Source organism: Candidatus Acidiferrales bacterium, assembly GCA_035515795.1.
Taxonomy (GTDB): domain Bacteria; phylum Bacteroidota; class Ignavibacteria; order Kryptoniales; family JAKASW01; genus JAKASW01.
This window is the reverse complement of record DATJAY010000026.1, coordinates 19,338-34,430: the sequence shown is the minus strand read 5'-3', so window position 1 is coordinate 34,430 and position 15,093 is coordinate 19,338. Positions and strand designations below refer to the sequence as shown.

Annotated in this window: 18 protein-coding genes; 12 read left to right on the top strand and 6 right to left on the bottom strand. The window is 47.0% G+C overall.

The genetic code is table 11. The features are described from left to right. Nucleotides 1-40 precede the first annotated feature (40 nt). From VLX91_11115 to VLX91_11065, 11 genes are all read left to right on the top strand, one after another. A complete protein-coding gene (locus tag VLX91_11115; GenBank protein ID HUI30758.1) occupies nucleotides 41-685 on the top strand; it encodes a YhbD family protein in 645 nt (214 codons plus the stop codon). Then, on the top strand, nucleotides 678-1,364 hold the full coding sequence (locus VLX91_11110; protein HUI30757.1) for a polymer-forming cytoskeletal protein: 687 nt from the start codon (nucleotides 678-680) through the stop codon (nucleotides 1,362-1,364). The genes VLX91_11115 and VLX91_11110 overlap by 8 nt, the downstream gene beginning before the upstream one ends. Before the next feature lie 5 nt (nucleotides 1,365-1,369). After that, nucleotides 1,370-2,128 (top strand): polymer-forming cytoskeletal protein, encoded by a 759-nt coding sequence (locus tag VLX91_11105; protein ID HUI30756.1) that lies wholly within the window; start codon nucleotides 1,370-1,372, stop codon nucleotides 2,126-2,128. A 226-nt stretch (nucleotides 2,129-2,354) separates the two neighbouring features. After that, complete coding sequence (locus tag VLX91_11100) at nucleotides 2,355-2,618, top strand: hypothetical protein (GenBank protein HUI30755.1); 264 nt, start codon at nucleotides 2,355-2,357, stop codon at nucleotides 2,616-2,618. A 78-nt stretch (nucleotides 2,619-2,696) separates the two neighbouring features. Next, nucleotides 2,697-3,896, top strand: a complete 1,200-nt coding sequence (locus tag VLX91_11095; GenBank protein HUI30754.1) for an efflux RND transporter periplasmic adaptor subunit — start codon at nucleotides 2,697-2,699, stop codon at nucleotides 3,894-3,896. Between the two features lie 58 nt (nucleotides 3,897-3,954). Then, nucleotides 3,955-4,638, top strand: a complete 684-nt coding sequence (locus VLX91_11090) for an ABC transporter ATP-binding protein (GenBank protein HUI30753.1) — start codon at nucleotides 3,955-3,957, stop codon at nucleotides 4,636-4,638. Continuing rightward, entirely contained in the window at nucleotides 4,635-5,795 is a 1,161-nt protein-coding gene (locus VLX91_11085; protein HUI30752.1) for an FtsX-like permease family protein, read from the top strand. The genes VLX91_11090 and VLX91_11085 overlap by 4 nt, the downstream gene beginning before the upstream one ends. Nucleotides 5,796-5,861: 66 nt before the next feature. Continuing rightward, on the top strand, nucleotides 5,862-7,031 hold the full coding sequence (locus tag VLX91_11080) for an ABC transporter permease (GenBank protein ID HUI30751.1): 1,170 nt from the start codon (nucleotides 5,862-5,864) through the stop codon (nucleotides 7,029-7,031). Between the two features lie 3 nt (nucleotides 7,032-7,034). Further along, on the top strand, nucleotides 7,035-7,898 hold the full coding sequence (locus VLX91_11075; protein HUI30750.1) for an ATP-binding cassette domain-containing protein: 864 nt from the start codon (nucleotides 7,035-7,037) through the stop codon (nucleotides 7,896-7,898). After that, nucleotides 7,895-8,644, top strand: coding sequence for an ABC transporter permease (locus VLX91_11070; protein ID HUI30749.1), 750 nt, complete (start codon nucleotides 7,895-7,897; stop codon nucleotides 8,642-8,644). The genes VLX91_11075 and VLX91_11070 overlap by 4 nt, the downstream gene beginning before the upstream one ends. 124 nt (nucleotides 8,645-8,768) lie before the next feature. After that, on the top strand, nucleotides 8,769-10,481 hold the full coding sequence (locus VLX91_11065) for a M1 family metallopeptidase (GenBank protein HUI30748.1): 1,713 nt from the start codon (nucleotides 8,769-8,771) through the stop codon (nucleotides 10,479-10,481). 172 nt (nucleotides 10,482-10,653) lie between these two features. On the opposite strand, the gene VLX91_11060 is transcribed toward VLX91_11065, so the two are convergent. From VLX91_11060 to VLX91_11045, 4 genes are all read right to left on the bottom strand, one after another. Continuing rightward, a complete protein-coding gene (locus tag VLX91_11060) occupies nucleotides 10,654-11,031 on the bottom strand; it encodes a NifB/NifX family molybdenum-iron cluster-binding protein (protein ID HUI30747.1) in 378 nt (125 codons plus the stop codon). Between the two features lie 58 nt (nucleotides 11,032-11,089). Beyond that, a complete protein-coding gene (locus VLX91_11055; protein ID HUI30746.1) occupies nucleotides 11,090-11,557 on the bottom strand; it encodes a hypothetical protein in 468 nt (155 codons plus the stop codon). A gap of 88 nt (nucleotides 11,558-11,645) precedes the next feature. Further along, nucleotides 11,646-11,975 (bottom strand): hypothetical protein, encoded by a 330-nt coding sequence (locus tag VLX91_11050; protein HUI30745.1) that lies wholly within the window; start codon nucleotides 11,973-11,975, stop codon nucleotides 11,646-11,648. Next, nucleotides 11,968-12,534 carry a sigma-70 family RNA polymerase sigma factor gene (locus tag VLX91_11045; GenBank protein HUI30744.1) on the bottom strand — a complete coding sequence of 189 codons (567 nt, stop codon included), beginning with the start codon at nucleotides 12,532-12,534 and terminating at the stop codon, nucleotides 11,968-11,970. Before VLX91_11045 ends, VLX91_11050 begins: the two co-directional genes overlap by 8 nt. 121 nt (nucleotides 12,535-12,655) lie before the next feature. Between VLX91_11045 and amrB the strand changes: the two genes are divergently transcribed. Then, nucleotides 12,656-13,717 carry an AmmeMemoRadiSam system protein B gene (gene amrB, locus VLX91_11040; GenBank protein HUI30743.1) on the top strand — a complete coding sequence of 354 codons (1,062 nt, stop codon included), beginning with the start codon at nucleotides 12,656-12,658 and terminating at the stop codon, nucleotides 13,715-13,717. Between the two features lie 61 nt (nucleotides 13,718-13,778). Here the strand turns inward: amrB and VLX91_11035 are convergent, their stop codons facing one another. Then, nucleotides 13,779-14,183 carry a DUF1761 domain-containing protein gene (locus VLX91_11035; GenBank protein ID HUI30742.1) on the bottom strand — a complete coding sequence of 135 codons (405 nt, stop codon included), beginning with the start codon at nucleotides 14,181-14,183 and terminating at the stop codon, nucleotides 13,779-13,781. Nucleotides 14,184-14,329: 146 nt separating this feature from the next. After that, the gene (locus VLX91_11030) at nucleotides 14,330-14,989 is read right to left on the bottom strand and encodes a DUF6483 family protein (protein HUI30741.1); all 660 of its coding nucleotides are present in this window, start codon (nucleotides 14,987-14,989) and stop codon (nucleotides 14,330-14,332) included. Nucleotides 14,990-15,093: the final 104 nt, after the last annotated feature.

Here is a 15,093-nt window from a genome sequence, read left to right as displayed (position 1 = left end):
GTAACAATGTTATGTTATATTATGTCAGAGGCTGAAGAAAATGGAAAATGATCTAATATCGAAGAAGGACCTGCTCGAATTGACCGGGATATCATACGGACAGCTCTACAGGTGGAAAAGAAAGGCACTGATACCCGAAGATTGGTTCATCCGCAAGTCAACTTTTACCGGACAGGAAACCTTCTTCCCGCGCGACAAGATTCTGTCTCGGATCGACAAGATCAAAAACATGAAAGAAGACGCTTCGCTCGACGAGGTCGCGGACATCCTCTCACCAAATCCCGCAGACGTCCACTCCGACAAAGACAAATTGACCCAGGAGAAGATTGTCTCGGCAGTAGCTGTGGACATTTTTGTTGAGACTTCTGGAGAGCCCGGCTCATTCGACTTTGAAAAGATACTCTTCGTTTATATCCTCGACAAAATGCTCCAGTCAGGCGAGATAAATTCTGATGAAGGAAAGATTCTTATCAGAACCCTCGACGAACATTACGCTTCCTTCGAGGGAAAGAACTGCGATCTAATATTTATTCGAAAGCTCGGCGTCTCGAGCTGCCTTATTGTCACCGCACCGAATCAAATTCATTTTGAATCGGCCACCAAGATCGTTGGCAGGCAAAATATTACAGGCTGCATAGAGGAACTAAAACAAAAGTTGTCCAACGTAGAGATAACAAATGGTTAAAAATATGAAAAATGATTTGCGCATAAACGGGCTCGGGAACTCTTCGGGCGGGAACTACAATTACGTGCAGATAAACGGCAAAGGAGACATCAATGGGGACCTAGACTGTGTTGAGCTCCAGATAAACGGACTTGGATGCATCCATGGAAATGTCAAAACCAGAACAGCCAGAGTGGCGGGCAAATCAGAAATTAACGGGAGTGTCAAAGCAGAAGACCTTATCATAGATGGGATGACGGAAATTGGTGGAGCAGTATCGGCAGACCGGATCGAGAACCGCGGCATGTTAAAGGTGAACAAAGACTGCGGCGCAGAAACCTTCAGGTCGCAAGGAGGATTTACGATCGGCGGCCTGCTAAACGCCGACAAAATAGACATCGAGATGTATGTTGCGTCTAGAGCAAGAGAAATTGGCGGTCAGGAAATTGAAATCAAAGCCGGCAGCGCGTTCGGCTTCAAAAAGTTTCTTAGCTCGCTCTTCCCGATGTGGCAAATGAATCGTTATTTGTCTGTCGAGACTATCGAGGGTGACAACATCTATCTAGAAAATGTAACGGTGAAAGTGGTTCGTGGCGGAAATGTGAAGGTCGGACCGGGATGCCAAATCGATAAGGTTGAATACAAGAATACTTTTTACAAAGATCGCGACTCCTCCGTAAAGGAAAACAAGAAAGTTTAGTGGAAATGAAAACTCATTCAACAAACAGCGCGAGGGCAGATCTTAAGATCATCGGAGACAATAGTGCATCCGGTGGACTCTATAGAAATGCAAAAATAATCGGCGACAGCATCATTAATGGAAACTTAGACTGCATAAACTTTAAGTCTATTGGAAATTCCCGGATCGAGGGCAACTTAAGGTCTAAGCACGTGAGAATAGTCGGCTCTGTCTCAATCACAGGCTCGTTGGAAACCGAGGAAGTCCGGATCGACGGAAATGTAGAAACAAACGGTGACGTCAACGCCGGAGATCTTGTCCTGCGCGGCGGCGTTGACATAAAAGGCGGCGTGAAATCGGATGACTTAAGGATGACTGGTTACGCAACGATAAGAAAGAATTGTGAGGCTGAGACGTTCAGATCAGAGGGTCCCCTCACGATAGGCGGATTGCTCAGCGCCGATGACATAGACATCCGAATCCATAGCCGTTGTAAAGTCGCCGAAATCGGCGGTGAAAGGGTCAGTATAAGGCGAGGACATCACTCCAAGCTGGCAAACATGCTAAAATCGCTTTTCATGCCCCCAGACTTTTTCAAGGGAAAATTGATTGCGGACAGCATCGAGGGCGACGAGTTACAGCTGGAGGACACAAAAGCAAAAATAGTCCGAGGGAAAAACGTCATGATAGGAGATGGATGCGAAATAGACCTGTTAGAATATGAGGACGCATGTCGAATCAACGGGAGATCCACCGTGAAGGAAAAAAAGAGGATCCGATCTTGATATCTTCATGTATTAAAGAAACATCCGCTTCTTCATTACTTAGCAATAAGTTAACGAAACAATATTGGACACTTTCCGTTCGTCATTATAAGTTGAGGGAGTCAATCTTCGACCGGATTTCACCGGAGAAATCAACCTTGTGTGTACATCTCATATCGGTGTCGAATTTTGACTTAGCCGAACGACTACCGTATTGACGGAATAAACGTTAAAATATAAATCCTAAGTGAGAACAACCATGATAACCGGAGACCATGCTGCAGAAACTCAGTTGACAGATTTGTTCATTTTTCGGACGAATATAGCCAAAAAATCAGATTTCTCGCGTTTGAAAGGCAATTTGGAGAAGGAGCAAGGGATTCGCTCCTGTACCATAGATCTTGAAGATTGCGACAAAGTTTTACGTGTCGAATGTGAGAACATTACCATGAACAAAATTGTTGAAGAAGTGACGAGGCACGGGTTCCTTTGCGAGGAGCTCGAAGACTAAACAGGAAATCCTAATTTTTGAATTTTGTCCGCCTCAAGCGGACTCCTTCTGTGAATTAAAAAACTAATAGAGGCAAATGTGGAAACGAAAAATGCTGATCTATCGGGCCTGAAAATAGATAGATCGAGAAGCCAGTCGAACCCCGCACGGGGAAGTGGAATCAAGAGGCTATTTACCATTGGTGTTCCACTGGTACTGATTGCAGGCGTAATGGTTGCCCTCTCGAGAACGGTCTTGGATCCGCCTGTGAACATAAAGGTGGCAACCGCGGTCGTGCAGTCAGCGTCACAGACTGACGCATTGCTCACTGCGAGCGGTTATGTCGTGGCACAAAGAAAGGCCGCCGTCGCATCGAAAGCAACCGGGCGACTCGTTTATCTCGGAGTCGTGGAGGGCGACAAAGTAAAAAAAGATCAAATCATTGCGAGACTCGAAGACAGCGACGTTAAGGCACAATTAGACGAGGCGAAAGCTAATCTCGAGGTGAGTGAAGTCACGCTCGCAGATGCGAAATGGAATTATGAGAGAAATCAGAAGCTATTGAAATCCGGATCAATTACCGAGTCGACTTTTGAAAATTCCGAGACCCAATACAAGAAAGCACTGGCTTCCGTCGACGTAGCGAAGGCAAATGTTGAGTCGGCAGAAGTGGCCGACGAGAATACTTTAGTTCGTGCACCATTCGACGGCACGGTCCTGACGAAAGATGCCGACGTCGGTGAGATCCTCGCTCCTATGGCCGGCGGTGTTAACTCACGCGGAGCTGTCGTCACGATCGCAGACATGAGCTCGCTTCAAGTCGAAGCAGACGTTTCCGAATCGAACATCGAAAAAGTAAAGATTAATCAGGATTGTCAAATTACTCTCGATGCATACCCGGATGTGCACTACGATGGTTACGTAGCTAAGATCGTCCCGACCGCAGATCGCGGCAAGGCCACGGTAACGGTAAAAGTTGCTTTCAAGAAATATGATAGCCGTGTCTTGCCGGAGATGAGTGCTAAAGTCTTGTTCATGAAGAATAATGGAACAAATGCCAGTGGTATAAACAACGACAAACCGGCCGTGGTTATTCCATCGTCTGCTATCGTGACAAGAGACGATCAAAATGTTGTATTCAAAATAAAAGACGGCGACGCTGTCGAAACTGCAATCACCGTTGTAAGAAATTTCGGAAGTTACACTGAAATAAAATCCGGCTTGGCCGACGGCGACCAAATTATCGATTCACCGGGCGGGCAAATAAAAAACGGTGCAAAGGTCACCGTGAAACAATGAACAAAAACCATTTACCAACAATCGACTTTTCAAAAAGAGACTCGGGAGAAAGGATAGCATGAAAAACCTTATCGAGATAAATAATGTAACGAAATCTTACCGGCGCGACAGCATCGAAGTCCCGGTTCTGAATAATATCGACCTCGATGTTCCAGACGGAGAATTCCTCGCACTTATGGGACCATCGGGATCCGGCAAGACAACCCTGCTGAACATGATTGCGGGAATCGACAAACCGAGCTCCGGTGAGATTGTCATAAACGGCACCGACATTTCAAAGCTTAACGAATCTGCCCTTGCAAAGTGGCGCTCGACAAATATCGGCTTCATCTTTCAGTTCTATAACCTGATCCCCGTGCTGACGGCATTCGAAAACGTCGAGCTCCCGCTTCTCCTGACAAACCTCTCAAAATCCGAAAGAAAAAATCACGTTGAAAGTGCCCTCACAATCGTAGGCCTCGCAGATCGGATGGACTTCTATCCCAAACAGCTTTCCGGCGGACAGGAACAAAGAGTCGCGATCGCGCGGGCAATCGTTACGGATCCCGTACTTCTTATTGCAGATGAACCGACGGGGGACCTCGACAAGAATTCGGCGGAAGAAATCATGACGCTTATGCAAAGGCTGAATTCCGAATTCAAGAAAACAATTGTGATGGTAACACACGACCCTCACACTGCACAGAAAGCTAAATCTCTGCGTCATCTTGAAAAGGGCGACCTGGTGAAGGAGCAACCATGAGAGTACTAAAGCTCATCATAAAGAACGTATTCCGACACAAGTTGCGAACAACGTTGACCGTTCTGGGCCTGGCAATCGCCGTCACCGCATTCGGCTTGATTCAAACCGCCGTGTCAAGCTGGAATTCCGGCGTCGAGGCATCGGAAGTTGACAGGCTTGTAACGCGCGACGCGGTAACGATTATCAATCCGCTTCCCTATTCCTATCTGGAGAAGATAAAACAAGTACCCGGTGTGAAAGAAGTGACTTACATGAACTGGTTTGGCGGCACATACATCGACCAGAGCCATTTCTTTGCCCGCATGGCTGCCGATCCGAATACCGTCTTTGATGTTTATCCGGAATACTTGATCAGCAAAAACGAACTGGAAGATTTCCAAAAAGAAGGCGACGCCTGCGTTGTCGGGAGCGCCCTCGCAAAGGAATACAACTTCAAGCTCGGCGACATGATCACGCTTGACGGCGATATTTATCCCGGGAAATGGCAATTTGTCGTTCGAGGCATCTACACACCAAAATTCAAATCGACCGATGCCACACAAATGTTTTTCCAATGGAATTATCTGAATGAAAAAGTCAAGCAGGATTTCCCCACACGCGGGGACCAGGTTGGTTGGTACATTGTGAGAATTGATAATTCTGCCGATGCAAGCGCAGTTTCAAAAAACATCGACGACTTGTTCGCTAATTCGCCTGCAGAGACAAAGACGGAGACGGAGCGGGCATTTCAACAAGGATTCGTATCTGCTTCAAGTGCGATTGTCGACGGGATGCAATACATGTCGTTCATAATCGTCGGAATTATAATGCTCGTTCTCGGCAACACCATGATAATGTCTGCAAGAGAGCGGACGAGAGAATATGCCGTATTCAAGGCGCTGGGTTTTTCTGCAAAGCATCTGATCGGTTTGATCCTTGGAGAGTCACTTTTTATCTCTGCGATCGGCGGTGCACTTGGAATTTTCCTGACTTTCGGTGCGGTGAACGGAATGGGAGATAGTATCCCGAGAAGCTTCTTCCCCGTCTTTGAGGTCGAGCCGAAAAATTTGATCCTCGCTGTGATCGCAGTGATCGTTGTTGGAATAGCGGCGGCGGTTTTCCCGATAAGACGTGCTTTGACAACGAGGATTGCCGACGGATTAAGGTTCGTGGGATGACCTCGAACAATTTTCGACCAACGATTCACAATTCAGAATTGTAAACTTAAAATCCAGGATTTGAAAATGAGTGTACCGTTCAAATACATGATAAAAAATTTTGGCAGAAGAAGGCTCTCAACTGTCATCACACTTGCCGGAATTGCGCTTGTCATATTTGTATTCACGGCAGTTCTGATGATGGCCAACGGCGTAAGGAAAACTCTTGTCGCGACCGGTTCGCCGGACAATGTTGTCATATCGAGGAAGGGGTCTAACGGCGAAATTTCAAGCATAATTCTCGGCGCAACACAAAATGTCGTGGCAACTTTGCCGTACATCGCAAAAACACCGGACGGCGGCCAGGCAATTTCATATCAGCCCGTTGTGGTCATAAGCATTACCCTGCCCGACGGCGGTCTCACCAATGTCACGGTCCGTGGAGTCACTCAACAGACCTTATACATTCATCCGAACGTCAAAATAATCGAAGGAAGGATGTTCAACCCTTCTCTAAGAGAAGTGATCGTAGGCCAGTCGATTGCAAAGAGATTTCCGGAAGCTCGCATGGGCGGCTCCATTAAATTGGCAGGAGACTATTGGAAAGTGGTCGGCATTTTTTCAACCGATGGAAGCGGCTTCGATTCCGAAATATGGTGTGATTACCGCCAGATTCAAGACGCATTCCACAGAGGAAGCAGCTGCTCGACCATTACATTAAAGCTGGATAATCCTTCCGACTTCGACAAATTCAAACAGGCATTCCTTGCGGATAGGCGTCTTCAGGAATTCGAGCCGAAGCGGGAGCAGGAATATTTCGCGGAGCAGTCTGAAACGCTTTCCACATTCATAAGAGTGATAGGCATCTTCGTCACGGTGATATTCAGTGTGGGTGCAGCGATAGGTGCGATGATTACCATGTATGCCGAGGTTGCGAATCGCACAAAAGAAATAGGAACCTTGCGAGCGCTCGGCTTCAGCAGGAGGAGCATACTTACCGTATTTCTCTTCGAAGCCATTCTTATCTCGGTCGCCGGCGGAATTGTCGGAATCTTGATCGCCTCGTCGCTTCAGTTCGTCTCCGTATCGACGATGAACTTTAACTCCTTCGCCGATTTGACTTTCGGCTTTGCTCTTTCTCCATCGTCTATTGCGGCTTCGCTGATATTTGCCATCCTGATGGGAATATTCGGGGGTTTCTTCCCTTCGGCACGGGCGTCGCGGTTGAATATCGTAAACGCTCTGCGCGGAGAATAATCCATGCGAACCGAAACTCCCGATGTGATTGAGAAAGAAACGAATTTGAGTTTGAATATCGATCACGCAAACATAATCATGGTTTCGAACCTGGTAAAGAAATTCGGCGAGCTGGTCGCAGTCGACGACATTTCTTTTGAAGTGAAGAGAGGCGAGACGTTCGCTTTTCTTGGACCTAATGGAGCCGGAAAATCGACCACCATCAAGATGCTCACTACGCTGCTTCATCCAACAAGCGGAAAAATAATCTTGAATGGACACGATCCGGTTCATGACAAAGACGGCGTGCGGAAATCCCTCGGGATCGTGTTCCAGGATCCAAGCCTTGACGAAGACTTGACGGTGCTGGAAAATATGCAGTTCCATGCCGTCTGCTATAATGTCCGGAAGGACATCAGGGCTAAAAGAATCGAGGAGCTTCTGAAGTTCGTTGAACTCTGGGATAGAAGAGAGGACATGGTCAAGACTTTCTCAGGCGGCATGAAGCGAAGGCTGGAAATTGCCCGCGGATTGCTGCATCACCCGACCATCCTCTTCCTCGATGAGCCCACGCTCGGTCTCGACCCTCAAACAAGGAACCACATGTGGAGCTATGTGAAAGAGATAAACAAAAAGGAAAACATGACGGTTTTCTTCACGACGCATTACATGGAGGAAGCAGACAGAGTGGCAGACCGGATTGCCATTATCGACCATGGTAAGATCATTGCAACCGGCACTTCAAATGAGCTCAAAAGCCGTACTAACTCCGAAACTCTCGAAGATGCTTTTCTCAATCTGACGGGGCACAAGATTCGAGAAGAAGAAGCGAGCAGCCTGGATCGCTTGAGAAGGATGGGACAACTCTGGAGAGGGAGAAGAAGATGAGTGTCATCTACATAATGTGGCTCAGACAAGTCAAGAAATACTTCAGGTCAAGGTCAAGAATAATCGGCTCGCTGGGCCAACCCCTTCTATTCCTTCTCGCCTTCGGATTCGGTTTCGGATCAATCTACAAGAGAGCAGGCGCCGGAAATTACATGCAATTCTTAGCTCCGGGAATTGTTCTGATGAGCGTGCTCTTCACTGCTATTTTCTCCGGCATAGATCTCATCTGGGATAGACAATTCGGATTTTTGAAAGAGACCATGGTTGCACCCGTATCGAGATTGCAAATCATGTTTGGCAAGACGCTCGGCGGAGCGACAGTGGCGACCGTACAGGGAATCATTGTCTTTGTAATGACTCTCCTCGTTGGCTTTCGTCCTCAAAATTTATACATGCTGCCGGCGGGTCTCATGGTTGTTTTTCTGGTAGCTCTACTTTTCACTTCACTTGGGATAGCTCTCGCTTCAACCATGGAAGATATGCAGGGATTTCAGCTGATAATAAACTTTCTCGTTATGCCTACTTTCTTCCTTTCCGGTGCGCTCTTCCCGTTGGAAGGTGCGCCGAAAGCTCTAGACATTGTGGCGACTCTTGACCCGCTCACCTATGGTGTCGATGGACTCCGCTATTCATTCCTGTACTCGGCAACAACCTTCGGAATGGCGACAGATTTCACCGTTCTGATCGTGCTCACGGTTGCACTCCTTGGTGTCGGAAGCTATTTCTTCGAGAGAATTCAGGCGTAATTCCATCCCCATCGGATCCCGATAAAAAAATAATCTAAATCGTCCTGATATTGTTGCAAGCTTGTTGCAAAGAAACTAAATTTCTTCCATCGTTTTTAAAAAACCAGCAAATCCAGTGACGACCATGACAAAACATATCCTGTTCTTTTCCCTTTCGATCCTGAGCTCTGCACTGATTGTATCCGGTCAGGAACCTTCTCATTACAATTGGGTACCGTTTACGAGGGCCGATTCGCTTCGCGGGTATTTGTCCCCTCTGAGAACATGCTACGACGTGACTTATTATCACCTCAACGTCGCGATAAATCCCGACTCCGAATCGATAGAAGGTTCGAATACAATTCGATTCAAAGTGGTAACTCCATTCGACAGAATGCAGGTTGATCTCTTCGCCAACATGGCGGTTGATTCGATAAAGTTCGAAAACGGTACACTTCTGAAATACTCGCGTGAATTTGGGGCGGTGTTTATCGATATGCCAAAGGCGCTGGCGCAGAACACATTGCATCAGCTCATTTTCTATTACTCCGGAGAACCTCAGGTGGCTGCGAATCCGCCGTGGGACGGCGGCTTCATCTGGAAAAAAGACGCGCATGGTAATCCATGGGTGATGGTCACATGCCAGGGAACGGGCGCGAGCCTTTGGTGGCCGAACAAAGACCATCAAACTGCCAAGCCGGACAGCATGCTGCTCAGCGTCACCGTTCCGAAAGGACTCGAAGATGTTTCGAATGGAAGATTGAGAAGCAAAGTCGATTTGCCTGACGGTGAATCTCAGTACAACTGGTTCATCAGCTATCCCATTAATAACTACGACGTTACAATCAATGTTGGCAAGTATGCGCACTTCAGTGACGTCTACAAAAGCAGAGATGGAACCAAACTAACCCTGGACTATTACGTGATGCCAGAAAATTTAAGGGAAGCGAAAAAGCAATTCAGAGAAGTGAAGACAATGCTGGCATGCTATGAAAAATATTTCGGCAAATATCCGTTCTACCGGGATGGCTACAAACTCATCGAATCGTCGCACAACGGCATGGAACACCAGACCGCCATCGCCTACGGCAACCATTATCAGCTCGGTTACGAAGGAAGAGCCAGCTCGTCAGTCGGGTTGACATTCGATTTCATAATTATACATGAGAGCGCTCATGAATGGTGGGGCAACAGCGTAACATCGAAAGACATTGCCGACATGTGGATACATGAAAGCTTTGGTGCTTACGCAGAAGCCCTTTACGTGGAATATAATTGGGGACACAAAGCGGCTCTGGAATACATCAACGCAAAAAAACAAAATGTCAAAAACGACAAGCCGATAATCGGGCCGTATAATGTGAACCAGGAAGGCTCTGGCGACATGTACGACAAAGGACAGCTCGCATTGAACACGCTTCGCGATGTCATCGCAAATGACAGACTATGGTTTTCAATTTTGAAGGGGATCCAGGAGAAGTTTGCGTACCAAACGGTCTATGCCAACGACATAATTAGTTATATCAACCAGAGAACTGGTGGCGACTACAATTATCTCTTCGAGCAATATCTGCGATACTCGACTTTGCCGCAGCTGCTCGTTTTCGTCACGCAAAAGGGAGACAGCACCGCCCTTCGCTACAAGTGGAACGCCGACGTGAAAGATTTCAGGATGCCAATAAAGGTCGCTACAAAGAAAAATCATTTCGAGTTTATAAGACCCACGACAGAGTGGCAGACTATGAAACTTAAAAACTTTGACCCGAAAGATTTTCGAGTAGACGAAGATGAATTCTTCTGCAACGTAAAGGTTTACAGATATTACATCGATCCCGAAAGTAAGATAAGCATATTCTAACCATGTTGAGTCACCGGAGATCCTCCTCTCTGCCAAATATGCAATGCCGCCGTTGATAGGGGGACTTGAACCCGGCAACTTATTCCCAAGTGCAGACTAAACTCCTTGGAAGCATGAAGCTCGGGCACCATGGCATATAAGGCAGCAATGAACTCATCCATCGTAACAGGATTCAGCCCTGCGTGCCATGATGGTGTTGTCCCTGCTCGTGGTGGTGATGAGCAGTAGGCCCTGAAGTCACTTGAAGCCTTCCATCGCCGGCCAGCTTCACTGCTTCAGCCACACTGATATCCGAAGCAATACAGACCTTGACATTAAATTTCTCGGCAACCTGATAAGCGTGCGGGCCAATTCCCCCACAGATCATAGTTTTCATTCCGGCTTTTGCCTCGTCTCTGATTACAAGATGAGGGTCGAGCGAACCATCGTTTGCTTTCGCGGCCAGAGTTTTAGTTTCATCATCATAAGTTAGAAAGAAGGGTGCCCTGCCGAAATGACCGCTTACCTTGTTATCAATTGAGTTGCCTTCCGATGCGATTAAGTATTTCATTTGTTCCTCTATTTTTTTCTTTTTGTGATTGGCTTTCATGGTCAGGCAGTCCGTTCCGTCAAAACGTTCTGAAGAGCGGCCTCGAGACGTTCGACATAAATGGCCACGGGATACTTAGAAAGATGATTACCAAAGCAATTGTATAGAAAATTGCAACCCTTGTGAACTTCTTATGATCATCGGCCGCTTTCTTCGATCTCACTTCTCCGATTGAGATGAGCGCAATCGCGATAATCATGCCGACCGGGTGCATCCATCCAAACATAGCAACCTGCGGTATCCCCCAGGCCTGCTTGATATTTGAGATAAAATACTGCGTGATGGGGCTTATCACATAAAGGAGAACTCCGATAACGAACTGAACTCGTACAGTAATCGACGCGAGATTCCTCGCGATTCTATCTGTTCTCTTGAACTCTGAAGCAGTAATCCATCCTTTGAAGCTCCGATATACGGCAAAAATAAGCGTCAATAAGACGAGCCACCTGATCCATGAATGAAGATCTAGAACCAATCGGTAAAACATTGTGCTGCTCCTCCATCAATCTCTCGCGCCGCCGACCGGTGTGGAGGCACGACATCTTTCGCCTCCACCAATCGTCGGTCAATTTCATTTACACTGTCTTCTCTTCACCGGAGGCACCTTCGTGGCCCTCCTCCTCTTCTTCATGCCATTTCTTCCAGCGGTCCCAATGTCGCGGGTGGCCGTAAAAAGGTCTCGGTCTCCTGTGAACTCCACCGAACAAGAGCTTCGAGAGAATCAGCAATCCGAGAGCCTGCCAAAAAGTGATCATCTTTATCCCGAATATTTCAGGGAGAAGCAAATTCCACAGCCACATCAGTACAAAAGTCCCGATTGCAAGAAACAATAACACAAACGGCAAACCAAAGATAAACCACCATGGCTTCCTCGGTCCGCGCCAATGTCCATATCTGCTACACATTGTTTTTTAACTCCTCATATAAATCTTTTAAACGTTTCCTCAAAAATAGAACCGCATAACGTTTCCGTGAAAGAAGGGTGTTGATCGGTTCATTTTTTATTTCAGATATTTCTTTAAAGCTCATATCTTCAAACTCGTTCATTTCAAATACCTCGCGCTGCTCGTCCGGCATTTCGTCAAGCGCGTCTTCTATTGCATCCCAAAACTGGTTCTTCCAGTACTCTTCGTCAGGAAGCTCTCCGAGATTTGGAATAATTTCCTCCAACGAAAGCTTGCTGTCCGATTCGTCATTCGGAATGCTTATTTTTATGTCGCCAAATGCCTTCGGCTTCTTCTTTCTTCGTGAATCGATGATTCTATTCTTCGCCACGTGCATCAGCCACGATGAAACTCTGTCCATCAACCGAATGCTTTCGAAACTGCTCGCAAATTGGTAAAGAACGTCCTGCAAAATATCCTCTGCATCTTCTTTATTAGGCACATTTCGCCTGATGAAGTTATAAAGCCTTCCTTTTTCTTTCTCGATAGTGGCTTCTATCTGTGTCGAGTTTTCTGTCACTAAGCTTAATTGCACTTTTAATAGTTAAGACGAACGACTGCTGAAAATATTGTGGCACCAACCGAATGAATCATGAAGATTTAGGTCAATTCTTTTACATTTACAGAAAGAGCGAGGTACAATGAAACGCCTTATCTTAGCCGCAGCATTGTCATTCATGATTTCATCCCCGACCTCCATGGTCTCGGCACAGGTCGCGGATACCGCGCTTGGAAATCTCCGGCCGGTGAGAGACAATGTAGGCTATTGCTGGGATTCAATCCAAATGAAAAGACTCATCAATTACCTAAGGAGTGTCGATAAAACACCGGCACCACCTTCCCGGGTCATTGCGGCCATATCTCCACACGACGATTATTTGTACGCAGCAAGAGTTTACTATCCGCTATACAGAGTGCTTCGGACAAAGGAGGTCGTCATCTTTGGAGTTACGCACGGCGACGTCCGCCCGGAAATTGGCGACCCGCACAACATCGTTATACTCGACAGCTTCCAATTCTGGCGCGGCCCTCGACAAAACATCTCAATCTCGCCTCTCCGTGAATTCATAAAAAGCAAATTAGACACATCATACTGCATCGTCAGTAACAAGGCGCACGCGCTCGAGCATTCAATCGAGGCATTGCTTCCGTTCATCCAGTATTACAATCCGGATATCAAGATCACTCCTATCATGGTCACACAGATGCCTTTCGGAAGAATGGATACGATCTCAAATCAATTGTCATCGATCATTTCGGAATACATTAGACAAAATCATCTCGTTCCCGGGAAGGATATCGCCTTTCTCATGTCGTCCGACGCGGACCATTATGGGCGCGACTTCAACAACATTCCATACGGTGAAGACGCGAAGGCACATAAAGAAGCGACCGAAAACGATTTGCGCATCGCTCATAACGATCTGGATGGAATTCTTTCAGCCGGGAAAGTAGAAGACCTGACTGCGGAGATGAAGAACACATTGTGGTGCGGGAAATATTCGGTCCCGTTCGGACTGATTACAACGAAGAAAGTTATCGAGAGATTGACCGGCAAATCCCTCGATGGAAAGGTGCTCAGATACTCCGACTCGTACAGCGAAGGTGTACTGCCGCTGAAAAATACCGGCATGGGGACGACCGCGCCCGCTTCGTACAAACACTGGTGCGGATGGCTTTCAGCCGCGTATTATTTGAAATGAAAGTTTGGAAGAAGACGTCGTCATCATTAAGGCGTCCTCCTCCACAGCCACAACCGGTGCTTTACATCCAGATCGAAAGGATTATTCCCATAACCAGCAGTGACACCAGCCAGAACCCGTTATCGAGGAGCCAGAGCCCCCACGGTTTCTTCTCGTAGAGTTTGGTCATCAAGGTGACGGGAGCAATGAAACCGATCCAGCTGAAAAATCCTCCCATCAACCCGCCGCCGATTCCGGACATTCGAACGTAATAATCTCCGAATGCGATCGAGTGGTAGAGAACATAGCTCATCAAGAGCGAACCGATGAGAGAAAGGACTATGTTCATCGGCGCCGGCTTCATATCGGTTACTCCGGTGAGCTTCTGCCATGCTTTTCCGAATATGACGGCATACCAGATGATGGCGATGACATAACTTGCGATTGCCGCGAGAATCACGGCCAAATAATTCACATGTACTTCCATACCTCCTCCTTTATGTTTTCAATTTGAACTTCGGACATCGGGCATTAGTTCGCGTCGCAATGCCCGTTCAACAGAATCTTTTTGAATCTAACCATTATGGACTTGAAAACCACGCAAATCTTGATAGCGCCATGCAAAACGAATGTTCAAGTATTTGCGATCAGTTTCTTCTGCAGCTCCGTAATACCATCCTGGACTTCGTTCCTCGGCAGGTGACCTTCCTCAAGCTCCCTGTCGGATTTCAAAAGAAGTCTCTCGTAGAACGATATGCCGTTCTGGAGAAAGCTTCTGTCCTCTTCGGTAATCTCGAATAAGATATCCTCCAGCTTGTCGTACCTTCCCATCTTTTCGAAGTATGCTGCGAGTCGTTTCTTCATCTCAGGTGAAAGTTCATATTCTTTCAACTTATCTATGACAAAGTCAATTGCCCGAATCCCTTTTTCTTCCTCAAGATCTTCAAACACCGGCAGCTCTTCCATGAAAAGGGACAGCGATTTCATGTACAGTCTCATGCTCTCGTCTACTTTCCCTTGAATCTCCGAGATCTCTCCCTTTTCTTTTAACAGGGCGCCGGCGGCACAGAGCTTCGAATGGAGAAGTGCGGGGTCGGATCCGAGAATATCCTTGAGTCCGGCGATTGGCATCCGTTCGATCATGTCGATGTTCAAACCGAGAATTGATTTCACTGCATTGTCTACTTCGGCGAGCGCTTCATCGTACCTTTTTATTTCCTTGAAGAATAAAATCCGCGACAGAGCCTGGCCAAGCAGCTTGAACATTCGTAATATGTAGTCACGCTCGATCACAGCGCAATCAGAGGATGATTTGTGTTAGTAGAACGAGAAAAATGAATGGTACGACCTTACCTATACATGCGCTCAAGAATTCTGCCTCCTGTTGTAAATGAGCT